11 protein-coding genes are annotated in these 12,923 nt (G+C 73.9%); 9 read left to right on the top strand and 2 right to left on the bottom strand.

Translation table 11 applies throughout. The features are described from left to right. Positions 1-18 precede the first annotated feature (18 nt). The gene (locus tag ACFUVW_RS14460; RefSeq protein WP_430572021.1) at positions 19-2,409 is read right to left on the bottom strand and encodes a M6 family metalloprotease domain-containing protein; all 2,391 of its coding nucleotides are present in this window, start codon (positions 2,407-2,409) and stop codon (positions 19-21) included. Between the two features lie 186 nt (positions 2,410-2,595). On the opposite strand from ACFUVW_RS14460, the gene ACFUVW_RS14465 reads away from it, so the two are divergent. Both ACFUVW_RS14465 and ilvA read left to right on the top strand, forming a co-directional pair. Next, a complete protein-coding gene (locus tag ACFUVW_RS14465) occupies positions 2,596-3,855 on the top strand; it encodes an AI-2E family transporter (protein ID WP_430572022.1) in 1,260 nt (419 codons plus the stop codon). Then, positions 3,856-5,082, top strand: coding sequence for a threonine ammonia-lyase (ilvA, locus tag ACFUVW_RS14470; protein WP_430572023.1), 1,227 nt, complete (start codon positions 3,856-3,858; stop codon positions 5,080-5,082). 16 nt (positions 5,083-5,098) lie between these two features. Here ilvA and ACFUVW_RS14475 read toward each other — a convergent pair whose 3' ends face one another. Beyond that, positions 5,099-5,947 carry a helix-turn-helix domain-containing protein gene (locus tag ACFUVW_RS14475; protein ID WP_430572024.1) on the bottom strand — a complete coding sequence of 283 codons (849 nt, stop codon included), beginning with the start codon at positions 5,945-5,947 and terminating at the stop codon, positions 5,099-5,101. Positions 5,948-6,037: 90 nt separating this feature from the next. Between ACFUVW_RS14475 and melA the strand changes: the two genes are divergently transcribed. From melA to ACFUVW_RS14510, 7 genes are all read left to right on the top strand, one after another. Next, the gene (gene melA / locus ACFUVW_RS14480) at positions 6,038-7,468 is read left to right on the top strand and encodes an alpha-galactosidase (RefSeq protein ID WP_430572025.1); all 1,431 of its coding nucleotides are present in this window, start codon (positions 6,038-6,040) and stop codon (positions 7,466-7,468) included. A 113-nt stretch (positions 7,469-7,581) separates the two neighbouring features. Further along, the gene (locus ACFUVW_RS14485; protein WP_430572026.1) at positions 7,582-8,895 is read left to right on the top strand and encodes an ABC transporter substrate-binding protein; all 1,314 of its coding nucleotides are present in this window, start codon (positions 7,582-7,584) and stop codon (positions 8,893-8,895) included. Beyond that, positions 8,879-9,850: a carbohydrate ABC transporter permease gene (locus ACFUVW_RS14490; RefSeq protein ID WP_430572027.1), complete on the top strand. Its 972-nt coding sequence runs from the start codon at positions 8,879-8,881 to the stop codon at positions 9,848-9,850. The genes ACFUVW_RS14485 and ACFUVW_RS14490 overlap by 17 nt, the downstream gene beginning before the upstream one ends. Further along, complete coding sequence (locus tag ACFUVW_RS14495; protein ID WP_430572028.1) at positions 9,847-10,734, top strand: carbohydrate ABC transporter permease; 888 nt, start codon at positions 9,847-9,849, stop codon at positions 10,732-10,734. Before ACFUVW_RS14490 ends, ACFUVW_RS14495 begins: the two co-directional genes overlap by 4 nt. A 100-nt stretch (positions 10,735-10,834) precedes the next feature. Continuing rightward, positions 10,835-11,212, top strand: a complete 378-nt coding sequence (locus ACFUVW_RS14500; protein ID WP_430572029.1) for a YciI family protein — start codon at positions 10,835-10,837, stop codon at positions 11,210-11,212. After that, a complete protein-coding gene (locus ACFUVW_RS14505) occupies positions 11,212-11,556 on the top strand; it encodes a YciI family protein (protein ID WP_430572030.1) in 345 nt (114 codons plus the stop codon). The genes ACFUVW_RS14500 and ACFUVW_RS14505 overlap by 1 nt, the downstream gene beginning before the upstream one ends. Further along, entirely contained in the window at positions 11,553-12,872 is a 1,320-nt protein-coding gene (locus ACFUVW_RS14510) for an RNA polymerase sigma factor (protein WP_430572031.1), read from the top strand. The genes ACFUVW_RS14505 and ACFUVW_RS14510 overlap by 4 nt, the downstream gene beginning before the upstream one ends. Positions 12,873-12,923 lie beyond the last annotated feature (51 nt).

The following is a 12,923-nucleotide window of genomic DNA, read 5'->3' on the forward strand; positions in this document are numbered from 1 at the left end:
CTCGACCGGCAGGGCGGCTCAGCGCCGCAGGTCCTGCGCGGCGGACACGAGGGCCGCGCTCGCAAGGTTGCGCCGGCCCTCCGAGGCGACGTCGGCGGCGAACCGCTGGAAGCGGTCGAGCGCCTTGTCGGCGGCACGCGGCGGGAGCGTGGCCGCCAGCCCCACCTGCGTGAGGAGCCGCGCGCTCTCCCCGCGGGTCAGCACGCCCTGGACGGCGTAGTCGCCCACGAGCCGCGCGGTGCTGCCCGGCGTGACCCGCAGGTCGTGCCGGGTCAGCGTCACCGTCGTCGTGGTGACGACGTCCGGGTCGGACTCGCTCGTCGCGGTGATCGTCACCGTGGCCGAGCGGGCCGCGCCGTCGCCGGCCGTCGCGTACGCGGCGACGGGCTCGGCGTCCCCGGCCTCGACGGCCGTCAGCTCGTACGGGAGCGTGACGTCCCAGCCCTCGCCGTCGACGGTCGCGGACAGGCGGTAGACGTCGGACCCGTGCACGCCGTCGCCCGCCTCGCCCGTGTTCGCCAGGCGGGACGTCACCAGGGCGGTGCCGCCGCCCACGGGAGCGGTCCGGGCCCGGCCGAGCCGGCCGTCGCGCTCCTGGTCGCCGGAGCCGTCGAGCGACCGGGCCGCGACGTCGTACGACAGGACGCCGTCACGGTCGCGGTACGCGTCCAGCACATACAGGTGCAGCCGGTTGGGCTCGTCCACCCACTCCGACACGCTGCCGGAGCCGGTGCCCGCGTGGAAGGTGGCGTCGTCGAGCTGGCGCGGGTCTCCCCGCACGACCATGACGTCCTGGCCGTCCGGGCCCACGTAGTCGACCCGGTCGATGTCCTGCGGGTTGGCGTCGACGAGCCACTCGCGCGGGCTGCCCTTCGACTGGTTCTGCGCCAGCAGCACGCCGTGCCCCGGGGCGAAGGAGTCGTTGCCGACCCGGTCCACGACCTCCATCGTGTAGTCCTGCCAGCCCGTGCCGTCGGGGCACCAGAACGCGGCGTCGTCGGTGACGGCGCCCACCTGGTCCTCGCACGCGCCGGCGGTCCAGCCGCCGTCGACGTCGAGGTCGAGCGCGACCTTGTCGCCGTCGTCCGGCACGTGCTCGCGCGAGCGGAGCGTCGCGACGGCGACGCCGTCCTCGGCCAGCCCGCTGCGCGTGAGCTGCACCGTCATGGCGTCGGTGAGCACGCCGAGGTCCTGCTTGTAGTGCACCATGTGGTGCGGCCCGAGGCCGGAGCCCCCGGCGTTCGGCACCTGCCAGCGCTGGTGGGTGCCGCCGGGCCCGTTGAACGTGCCGCGGCTCATCATCTCCCAGTACCCCGTGAAGTTGCGGGTGTCGTCGGCGAACGGGTTGTTGTAGTTGTCGGGCAGCCCGCGCAGGTGGCTGAACTCGTGGGCGAACACGCTGAGCCCCGAGCTCTCCGCCTGCGTCGAGATGCCGCCGCCGGCGTTCGGCCAGTGGTTCGCCGCGGCGCGCCACGACGTCCAGTCCACGTACCGGGTGGAGGCCCAGTTCGTCATGGGCTCGCCGAGCTGGTTGAGCACGGGGGAGCCGTCGGCGTTGCGCGGGGGCCCGAGCTCGTCCGGCACGTCCTCCTTGTCCGCGAACCTCATCTGCCCGAACTCCTCCCAGGTGGAGGACTCGTCGTGGCCCGCGGTGACGATGAAGACGTTGTCGAACCCGCAGAAGTCGTCGGTGGTGCAGCCGATGGCGTCGCGCCACAGCGCCATGCCGTCGGCGCGCAGGTTCTTGCCGCACTCGTCGCCCTGCGGGCAGAACTGCTCGATCGGGCCGTTCATGCGGTCGTCGATGCCGTACTCGTGCAGCTTGCCGGGCAGCCGGAACGCGCCGAACACCTCGGCGTCCACGCCGATCTTCCCGTGGCTGTCCTCCATCCAGTACGAGTGCAGCGTCTGGAAGCCGTTGCGCTCGCTCGGCACCGTGAAGTAGTCGAGGTACCAGTCGTCCACCTGGTCCGCCGGGACGGGTTCGAACCCCTCCTGCGGGTTGCCGAACGGGTGCGACCCCGGCTCCTGGGTGACGAGCATCGGCTGGTCGGTGAACTCGAGCAGGATCACCGCGGTGCGGTACTGCACCTCGGAGCCCTGCGACGTGGCGGCGGACGCCCACTCGTCGGGCCGCACGGGCACGTAGTCGTCCCACGTCATCGACGCCTGGTCCTCCCAACGCTGCGGGTCGGCGGGGACCACGGGGCCGGACGACGGCGGTCCGCCCGGCGGGTCCTGCGCCGCGAGGCCGGGGGCGCTCGCGAGCGGGACCGCCACCAGGGCGGCGGCCGTCGCGGCGGCCGCCCGCCAGGTGCGTCGCCGGGCCGTGCCCGGCCCGCGGCGGCGGGCACGCTGACGGACAGGGGTGCGGGTGCTGCTGGGGTCTCGCGCTGGGTTCGCTGTCACGACCGTGCTACCTCCTCGTAGCGGTGGGCAGTGCCCGGGCGGCGCTGCCCGCCGCGAACCTATCCGTGTGCCGGGGCGACCAACCTGTGGACGCGCCGTGAAGATCTCGGTCGGCGCCTGGGCGGCGGCCCGGCGCGCGGGCGCGCTCCACGCGCGTCCGGACCGCGGGCCCCCTAGGGTTTCCGCGTGAGCTCGGAACGCACCTCCCCCTCCGGCGCGGACACCGTCCCGCTGAGCGTCCGCGCGGCGGCCTCCTGGTCGTGGCGCGTCCTGTTGATCGCCGCCGCCGTCGCCGGGTTCCTGTGGCTGCTCGCGGCGCTCAAGACGATCGTCGTGCCGGTCGCCATCGCGCTGCTGGTGACGATCCTGCTCGCGCCGGTCCGCCGCACCCTCCAGCGGTGGCACCTCGGCAAGGGCCTGGCGACGGCGGTGTCGATCGTCGGGCTGATCGTGCTGGTGGGCGGCCTGGTGACGCTGGCCGGCACGTCCATCGTCAGCGGCTTCCAGGACCTCGCCGACCAGGCCGTCGAGGGCTTCCGCCAGTTCACGACCTGGCTCGCCGAGGGCCCGCTGAAGCTCGACGCCGAGCAGCTGTCCCAATACGGCCAGCAGCTGCAGGGGTCGCTGGTGGAGAGCTCGGGCCTCGTGTCGGGGGCGCTGGGCGCCGCGACCACCGTGGGGCACGTCTTCGTCGGGGCGCTCATCGCGCTGTTCTGCACGATCTTCTTCCTGCTCGACGGCCGGACCATCTGGACCTGGCTCGTCAACCTGCTGCCGGTGCGGGCGCGGGAGAACGTGCACCAGGCGGGCCGCCGCGGGCTCGTCACCCTGTCGGCCTACGTGCGCACCCAGATCCTCGTCGCGTTCGTCGACGCCGTCGGCATCGGCGTCGGGTCGGTCTTCTTCGTGCCCGCCCTCGCGCTGCCCATCGGCATCCTGGTCTTCGTCGGCTCGTTCGTGCCGATCATCGGCGCGATCGTCACCGGCGCCATCGCCACCGCCGTCGTGCTGGTGGCCAAGGGCTGGATCGCCGCCCTCATCATGCTCGGCATCGTGCTGCTGGTGCAGCAGGCCGAGAGCCACATCCTCCAGCCGTTCCTCATGGGGCACGCGGTGTCCCTGCACCCGGTGGCCGTGGTGCTCGTGGTCGCGGCGGGAAGCCTCGCGGCCGGCATCGTCGGCGCGCTGTTCGCGGTGCCGCTGGCGGCGGTGCTCAACACGGTGCTGCTGTACTTCCACGGCCACGACAAGTTCCCCGAGCTCGGCACGGAGGACCATCTGCCGTTGCTGCGCAAACGCTCGCAGCTGCCCGGTACCCTGCTCTGGTCGGGTCGGGCGTCGTCACAGGAGACGACGACGGGCGGCACCACGGATGCCAGCACGGACGGCAGCACGACCGGCGCCCCTGCCTCGCCCGACCCGGGCCCGGCAGGAGAGAACAGGTAAGTGGCAGCAGCACACCCCCCGATCGACCACGTCACCCTCGACGACGTCCGCGCCGCGGCGCGGCTGCTCGACGGCGTCATCACCCGCACCCCGGTGCAGGCGTTCCGCGCCATGACCGAGGCCGCCGGCGCGCCCGTCGTCCTCAAGTGCGAGAACCTGCAGCGCGCCGGGTCGTTCAAGATCCGCGGCGCGTACACGCGCCTGAGCCGGATGTCCGACGAGGAGAAGGCGCGCGGCGTCGTCGCCGCCAGCGCCGGCAACCACGCGCAGGGCGTGGCGCTCGCGGCCCAGATGCTCGGCATCCACGCCATCGTCTACATGCCCGTGGACGCGTCCGTCCCCAAGCTGCGCGCCACCCGCGGCTACGGGGCCGAGGTGCGGCAGGTCGGCGAGAGCGTGGACGAGGCGCTCGTCGCCGCCCGCGCGGAGGCCGCCCGCTCCGGGCGCACGCTCATCCACCCGTTCGACCACCTCGACGTCGTGACCGGTCAGGGCACGGTGGCCCTCGAGATCCTCGAGCAGGTGCCCGACGTCGGCACGGTCGTCGTGCCGCTCGGCGGCGGCGGGCTGGTCGCGGGCATCGCGACCGTCCTCGCCGAGGCGGCGCCGCACGTCAAGGTCGTGGGCGTGCAGGCCGAGACCGCGGCCGCGTACCCGGACTCCCTCGTCGCAGGGCGCCCCGTGCCGCGGGCGCTGGGCGCGACGATGGCGGACGGCATCGCGATCGGCACGCCCGGGGACGTGCCGTTCGAGGTGCTGGCCCGCCTGGGCGTGGAGGTGCGCACCGTCTCCGAGGAGGAGATGTCGCGCGCCCTGCTGCTCGTGGCCGAGCGGGGCAAGCTGATCGTGGAGCCGTCGGGCGCCGCCGGCGTCGCGGCGGTCCTCGCCGCCGCGCCCGGCTCGCTGCCGGGCACCATCGTCCCCGTCCTCACCGGCGGCAACATCGACCCGCTGCTCCTGCTGCGGGTCGTGCAGCACGGCCTCGTCGCCGCCGGCCGGTACCTGCAGCTGCGCGTGTGCATCGACGACAAGCCCGGCTCCCTCGCCGAGCTGCTCGACGTCGTCGCGGCCGCCGGCGCGAGCATCGTGCAGGTGGAGCACACCCGCACCGACACGTCGCTCACCGTGGCGCAGGTGCTCGTGAACCTCCAGCTCGAGACCAAGGGGACCGAGCACTGCGAGGCCGTCGTCGAGCGCCTGCGCGCCGCGGGCTTCGCGGTCGCGTGACCCCGGGCGTGCGGAGTCAGCGCAGCGCGCGGCGGTAGTCGCCGGGCGCGCACCCGCAGATCTGGCGGAAGGTGTCGTAGAAGCTGCTCTGCGACGTGAACCCGGCGGCGTGCCCCACCTCCACCGTGGTGGCGTCGGTCGTGATGAGCAGGCGCTGCGCCTCCGCCACCCGGCACCGGGCGATGTAGGTGCCGAGGGTGGTGCCCACCACCCGCTTGAACAGCGTCATCGCGTGGCTGGGGCTGAGGTGCACGGCGCGCGCGACGTCCGACGGCGCGATGGGGGAGCGGTAGTGCTCCGCCACGAACTGGGCCATCGCCGTCGCGCGCGCGGCGGCGCCGGACGGGCCCGGCGTGGCGGCCGCGTCGCCCGCGGGGCCGGGCGTCCCCGCCGTCTCCGCGGCGGCGAGCGCCCGGCGCACGAAGGCCTGCACCTCCAGCATGACGACGGTGTGGTCGCCGCCCGCGAGGACGTCGCGGTGCCAGGTGCCGAAGAGCGCGTCGACGTCGCGGGCGAGCGCGGAGGCCGGCACGACGACGGGGCGCGCCCGCAGCAGCACCGCGATCTGCTCGTCCGGCAGCGCCCAGCCGAGCACCTCGGTGAGCGGCACGTGCACCCACGACACGGTGGACCCGACCGCGTCGGGCTCGACGAGCTGGTGCGGCGTGCCGCCCCAGAAGAGCGCCACCTGGCCCGCCTCGACCTGCAGCGTGGACCCGCCGAAGAGGTACTCCAGGCGGCCGGCGTGCACGAGGTTGAGCTCGAGGTCGTCGTGCCGGTGCGGGTGCTCCATCACCGGCGGGGCGCCGCGTCGCACCCACAGGGCGGCCTCCTCCATCCGGACGTCGTCGACCGTCAGTGCCATGCGGGGGAGCCTAGGGCGATCGAAGGATCCCGGAAAGCGGGGCGACCGATCCGGAGGATCGACCGCCATCCTCGGGCCTAGCGTCGCTGCATGGCTCATTCCCCGAAGATCACCATCATCGGCGCCGGCGGCTTCGTGTTCCCGTTCCGCCTCATCGGCGACCTGCTCAGCTTCCCCGCCCTGCGCGACGCCACGCTCTGCCTCATGGACCTCGACGCCGGCAGGCTGGACCGGGTGGCGGGCGCGGCCCGCGAGCTCGTGGACCACCACGGCCTGCCCACCGTCGTCGAGCAGACCACGGACCGGCGCGCCGCCCTCGACGGGGCCGACTTCGTCATCATCACGTTCCAGGTGGGCGGCGTGGAGTCCTACCGGCACGACGTCGAGATCCCGCGCCGCTACGGCGTCGACCAGACCGTGGGCGACACCGTCGGCCCCGGCGGGGTGTTCCGCTTCCTGCGGTCGGTGCGTGCCTACCAGGACATCGCGGCCGACGCGCTGGAGGTCTGCCCGGACGCGCAGTTCATCAACTACGCCAACCCGATGGCGATGGCCACCGCCTACCTCAACGCCCTCGGGCTGCGCACGGTGGGCCTGTGCCACAGCGTGCAGGGCACCACCCGCATGCTCGCCCGCACCCTCGGCGTCCCCTACGACGAGGTCTCCTACCGCTGCGCCGGCATCAACCACCAGGCCTGGATCCTCGAGTTCCGCCGCGGCGCCGAGGACCTCTACCCCCGCCTGCGCGAGGTCATGGCCGCGCGCCACGTGCCCGGGCGCGCCGCCGCCGACCTGCTCGCCGACGACGGCGACCACTCCGACGCGGCGCTCGCCGCCAGCACCTACGAGGGCGGCAACGAGCAGGTCCGCACCGCGCTGATGAACCACTTCGGGTACTTCGAGACGGAGTCCAGCCACCACGCGTCGGAGTACGTGCCGTGGTTCCGCAAGGACGCCGAGACCATCCTCGAGTACATCCCGGAGCGGTGGGACTACTACGAGATCTGCTCCGCCCACGACGAGCAGGGCGACGTGGACGAGCAGCTCGAGAGGCTCAAGGCCGACCTCAGCCCGTCGGTCGAGTACGGGGCCTCGATCGTCAACGCCGTCGTCACGGGCGTGCCCGCCGTCGTCTACGGCAACGTGCCCAACGCGGGCCGCGTCATCACGAACCTGCCCGACGACGCGTGCGTGGAGGTCGCCTGCCTGGTCGACGCGAACGGCGTGCAGCCGACGTCGTCCGGCGAGCTCCCGCCGCAGCTCGCGGCGATCAACCGGACCAACGTCAACGTCCAGACGCTCGCCGTGCGCGCCGCCCTCACCGGCGACGTCGAGCACGTGCACCACGCCGTCGCCCTCGACCCGCTGACGTCCGCGCACTGCACGCTCGAGCAGATCCGGGCGATGACGGACGAGCTGCTCGAGGCCCACGCCGCGCTGCTGCCCGCCGCGCTGCGCCCGGCCCCGTCGGCGTCGTCGTCGGAGCCCGCCCTCGACCGGGACCCCGTCCTGGCGCGCTGAGCGCCCGTGGCGCCCCGGCGACGACGCCGGGGCGCCACCCACGGGCGCGGCGCACCCGCGCCGCCCCTCCCGCGACGATCTCGCGGACGATCCCTCGACGAAGAGGAGACGACATGCCGACCTCATCGGCGCCCGGCAGGCGCCCGGACGCGCGCCGGCTGTCCCGGCGGAGCTTCCTGGCGGTGGCCGGGATCAGCGTGGCCGGGGCGCTCGCGGCCTGCTCCGGCGCCCCCACCGGCACGAAGCACCTGCGCCTGTCCTCGTGGAACATCCCGCTGGACCTCGAGTCCTACCAGGCGCTCGCCGACGAGTTCGTGGCCGCCCACCCCGGCACCAGCGTCGCGGTGGAGGTCACGACCGGGCAGTTCCACCAGTGGTTCATCACGCGCCTGGCGGCGGACCTGGCGCCCGACATCATCCGCATCACGCCGCAGCAGATCGGCCGGTACGCCGCCAACGGAAGCCTCGTCGACCTCACGGGCGCCGTGCCGCCGGAGTACCAGGACGACTGGTCGGAGCCGTTCTGGGCGATCGGTGCCAAGGCCGACGGCCTGTTCGGCGTCTTCCAGCACACCGACAACTTCATCACCTACTACGACAGGCGCGTGATCGAGCAGATCGGCGTCGACGTGCCGCAGACCCTCGACGAGGCGTGGCGGTGGGACGAGTTCCTCGAGATCGCCGCCGAGGCGCAGAAGATCACCGGGCGGTACGGATTCGGCTACGGCTGGAGCGGGCCGGAGACGGCGTACCGCTGGATGCCGCTCGTCTACCAGAACGGGGGCGCCTTCCTCGGCGAGGACGGCGAGACGCCGAGCATGGACACCGACGCCGCCGTCGGCGCGCTGGAGTTCGGCCGCCGCTGGTACGCCGACGGGCTGGTCTCGCCGGCGAACATGAGCAAGTCCGGCGGCGGCGCCGTCGGGCGCGACCTCTTCGCCACCGGCCAGACCGGGCTGCTGCTGGACAACCCCGAGGCGATCGCCGCGCTCGACGAGGCCCGCCCCGACGAGTGGGGCACCACGTACATGATCCGCAACGTCGCAGAGGCGTCCGACCTCGGCGGCAACGCGCTGGCGGTGACGAGGTCCAGCAAGCACCCCGAGCTGGCGGCCGAGCTCGTCGCGTTCCTCACGAGCCGCACCCACGTCGCCGAGTTCTGCCGGCGCGGCAACTGGTTGCCCGCCCGCTCCTCGCTGGACGCCGCCGACATCGGCTACGACCGGCACGAGCCCACGATGCAGCAGTTCATCGACCAGGCCACGACCATCCCGCTGTCCATGGTGCGCGCCCAGTCCGGGCCGTACTTCAGCTCCCTCAACTCGGTCTTCGCGGACTACCTCGACCTGTGCTTCCTCGGCGAGCTCACGCCCGCCGAGTGCGGCGCCCAGATGACGGAGGCGATGCGCAGTGTCACCACGCGGTGAGACCCTCACGGCCCCGGAGGCGCCACCGCCCGCCTCGCCGACGGCCGACGTCGCGCGCGCGGCGTCGCGGACGGGCGGGCCCGCGGGCCGCCGTCGCGGCCGCTGGGCGCCCTACCTGTTCGTCGGCCCCGCGGGGCTGCTGTTCCTCGCGTTCTCCCTGGTGCCGATCGTCATCGCGGTCGCGCTGTCCTTCCAGGACACCGCCACGCTCGGCGACGGCCGGTGGGTGGGCGCGGACAACTACCGGACCATGCTGTCCGACCCGCTGCTGCGCACGGCCCTGCTCAACACGGTGGTCTTCACCGTCGGCACGGTGCCCACGGCGATGGCGATCGGGCTGGCGCTCGCCGTCGCGCTGAACCGCCCGCTGCCGGGGCGGGGCCTGCTGCGGGCACTGTTCTTCGTGCCGATGGTCGCGGCCGGCGTCGTCGTCGGCGTGATCATGTCGTGGATCTTCAACCCGGACTACGGCGTGGCGAACAACGCGCTCCGGGCGGTCGGGCTCGAAGGGCTGCCGTGGCTGACGTCGCCGCGCACGGCGATGCTCACGCTGGTGCTCGTCGTCGTGTGGACCCGCATCGGCTTCTGCATGGTGATCTACCTCGGGGCCCTGCAGTCGATCCCGTCCGAGCTGCGCGAGGCCGCCGCCATCGACGGCGCGAGCCGCTGGCAGCGGTTCCGGCGCCTCACCGTGCCGATGCTGGCGCCGACCACGTCGATCCTGCTCATCCTCAACGTGGTGTTCTCGCTGCAGGCGTTCGACGTCATCTACGTGATGACCGGCGGCGGCCCCGGCTTCTCGACGACCGTCCTCATCCAGTACGTGTTCCGGTCCGCCTTCGCCGACGCCCGCATGGGGTACGCCGCGGCGCTGGGCCTGCTGCTCGTGCTGATCCTGCTGGTCTTCACGCTGCTGCGGCAGCGGGCGACGAAGAAAGCCGAGGAGCTCCTGTGACCGCCACCGCCGCCCCCGTGCGCCCTGCGCCCGCACGTTCCGGCCGCTCGCCTCGCGAGCGCCGGTCCCACCGCCGCCGCTGGCTGCTCACCGCCGGCCTCACCGCCGTCGCGATCCTCGTCGTCTTCCCGCTCTACTGGATGGTGGTCTCGGCCCTCACCCCGGGCGGGCAGTCGCAGAGCAGCGAGTTCTACCTCTGGCCCGACGCGCCGACCACAGGCAACTTCACCGAGGTCTTCGCGACGCAGCCGGTCTGGCGCTGGCTCGGCAACTCGTTTCTCGTCGCGAGCGTCGGCACCGCGCTGTCCGTGTGCGTCTCGCTCGGCGCCGGGTACGCGCTCGCGAAGTACCGGTTCCGCGGGCGCGGGCTGCTGTACGCGGTCTTCCTCGTGACGATCATGATCCCCATCCAGGTCACCCTGGTGCCGGCGTTCCTCGTCGTGGCGCGGCTCGGGCTCGTCGACTCGCCGTGGGCGGTCATCCTGCCGACCCTGTTCGACGTCGTCGGGATCTTCATCGCCCGCCAGTTCATGCTGGGCGTGCCCGACGCGCTCATCGAGGCCGCACGGCTCGACGGCGCGGGCGAGCTGCGCACCTTCTTCCGGGTGGTGCTGCCCTCCTGCGGCCCGCTGGTCGGCGTCCTGGTGATCCTCGGCTTCATGAACCGCTGGAACGACTTCCTGTGGCCCCTCGTGGTGCTGCAGGGCAACGAGAGCCTCACCGTGCCGGTCGGGCTGTCGACCCTGACCAGCAACCCCGCGTTCAGCTCGCCGTGGGGCGCCGTGATGGCCGTCGCGACCGTCGCCGTCGTGCCGCTGCTCGTGGTGTTCCTGGTCTTCCAGAAGACCTTCGTGCAGGGCATCGCGAGCACGGGGATCAAGTAGACGTCGGCGAGGCGTCTGTCGGGCGGTCTCCCGTTCGTCGTGCTCATGTACACGGTCACCGCGGCCGTGCAGGATGAGGAACCGACCGAAGGAGAACGTCGTGCGCTACCTGATGCTGGTGCTGTCCACGCCCGAGGACCCGGAGCTGCGGCCGGAGGACGCCGCAGGCGCGCCGCCCATCGAGGGGTGGGTGGAGAAGTACTACGGCAGCGGCGCCGCCGTGCTGGGCGACCGGCTGCGCCCGCCCGCCGACGCGGTCGGGGTGCGGGTGCGCGGCGGGCGCGCGCTCGTCACCGACGGGCCGTTCTCGGAGACCAAGGAGGCGATCGGCGGGTTCGACGTCATCGACGCGCCGGACCTGGACACGGCAATCACCATCGCCACGGAGCACCCCATGGCCCACGAGGGCGCCATCGAGCTGCGGCCGTTCTGGCCGCTGGACCTCGAGGCCGCCGGCGCGACGGACGGGGGCGAGTGATGCGGTACCTCCTGCTGGTGATCGAGCCCGACGTGCCCGACCGCGGCCCGGACGCCGACATCGAGGACTGGGTGCGCCGGCACGACGCCGACGGCTCGCGCGTGCTGGGGGAGCGGCTCCGGCCGGCCGCCGACGTGCGGCGGGTGCGGGTGTCCGACGGCAGGGCCCTCGTCACGGACGGGCCGTTCACCGAGACGAAGGACGTGATCGGCGGCTTCGACATCGTGGAGGCCGCCGACCTCGAGGCCGCGCTCGCGATCGCCGCCGAGCACCCCGGCGCCCGGGGCGGCGGCACGGTCGAGGTGCACCCGTTCTGGCCGACCGACGGCGCCGATCCGGCGTGACGACGCCCTCCGCCGTCGAGGACGCGTTCCGCAGCGAGTGGGGGCGCGTCCTCGGCGCGGTGGCGCGGGCCACCGGCGACCTCGACCTCGCGGAGGAGTCCGCGCAGGAGGCGTTCGCGACGGCGCTGCGCACCTGGTCGCGCGACGGCGTCCCCGACCGGCCGGGCGCGTGGCTCACCACGACGGCGCGGCGGCACGCCCTGAACGTGCTGCGCCGGCGCCGGGTCGAGGCGGAGAAGAGCGAGGCCGCCGCGCGGCGCGGCGAGCGCGTCGACGCGCCGGGACGCGCCGCCGACGGCGTGCACGAGGAGGTCGAGCGCGGCCTCGACGACGAGGGCTGGTCGCCCGAGGACCCGGACGGCGACCTGGTGCGGCTGCTGTTCACGTGCTGTCACCCGGCCCTGCCGCTCGACGGCCGGGTGGCGCTCACGCTGCGCTCCCTCACCGGCATGACGACGGGGCAGGTGGCGCGAGCGTTCCTCGTCCCCGAGGCGACGATGTCCCAGCGGCTCGTCCGGGCCAAGCGGCGCATCCGTGCCACCGGCATCGCGTTCCGGGTGCCGCCGCCGGGCCTGCTCGCCGAGCGCACCGACGCGGTGCTCGCCGTGCTCTACGTGCTGTTCACCGAGGGCTATGACGCGTGGGCGGAGCCCGCCGACGAGGTCGAGGGCTGCGCCGAGCGGCGCGCGCTGGCCGGGGACGCGGTGCGTCTGGCGCGGCTCGCCGCCCGGCTGCTGCCGGACGAGCCCGAGGCCCGCGGCCTGCTCGCGCTCCTGCTGCTGCAGCACGCGCGCCGCGACGCGCGGACCGGCGCCGACGGCGTCGCGCGGACCCTCGCGGAGCAGGACCGCTCGCGCTGGCGGCGCGACGAGGTCGACGAGGGGCTGGCGGTGCTCGACGGCGCGCTCGCGGCCCGGCGGCCGGGGCCGTACCAGGTGCAGGCCGCGATCGCGGCGCTGCACTGCCGGGCCGCGACCGCGGCGGACACGGACTGGGCCGAGGTGCTCGCCCTCTACGACGTGCTGCTCGGCCTGGCGCCGTCGCCCGTCGTCGCGCTCAACCGCGCCGTCGCGGTGGCCGAGGTGCACGGCGCGGAGGCGGGCCTCGACGCGGTCGACGCCGTCGCGCAGGACCCCGCGCTGGCGGGCTACCACCTGCTGCCGGCCCTGCGCGCGGACCTGCTGACAAGGGCCGGCCGGCCCGCCGACGCCGTCGTCGAGCTGCGCCGCGCCCTCGACCAGGTCGACCGCGAGGGCGACCGCCGCCTCCTGCGCGCCCGCCTCGCCGCCCTCGCGCCGAGGCGGACACCGAGATAGAGAACCCGGACCCGCGAGATAGAGAGGCTCGACGAGACCGCAACCCGTTGC

The sequence above is a fragment of the Isoptericola sp. NPDC057391 genome (assembly GCF_042668085.1).
Taxonomy (GTDB): Bacteria; Actinomycetota; Actinomycetes; order Actinomycetales; family Cellulomonadaceae; genus Isoptericola.

What these genes read in the sequence shown, in the direction of transcription:
- ACFUVW_RS14505 (WP_430572030.1), top strand. Translation starts at nt 11,212, where the DNA reads ATGCGGTACCTCCTGCTGGTGATCGAGCCCGACGTGCCCGACCGCGGC.
- ACFUVW_RS14485 (WP_430572026.1), top strand. Translation starts at nt 7,582, where the DNA reads ATGCCGACCTCATCGGCGCCCGGCAGGCGCCCGGACGCGCGCCGGCTG.
- melA (WP_430572025.1), top strand. Translation starts at nt 6,038, where the DNA reads ATGGCTCATTCCCCGAAGATCACCATCATCGGCGCCGGCGGCTTCGTG.
- ACFUVW_RS14475 (WP_430572024.1), bottom strand. Translation starts at nt 5,947, where the DNA reads ATGGCACTGACGGTCGACGACGTCCGGATGGAGGAGGCCGCCCTGTGG.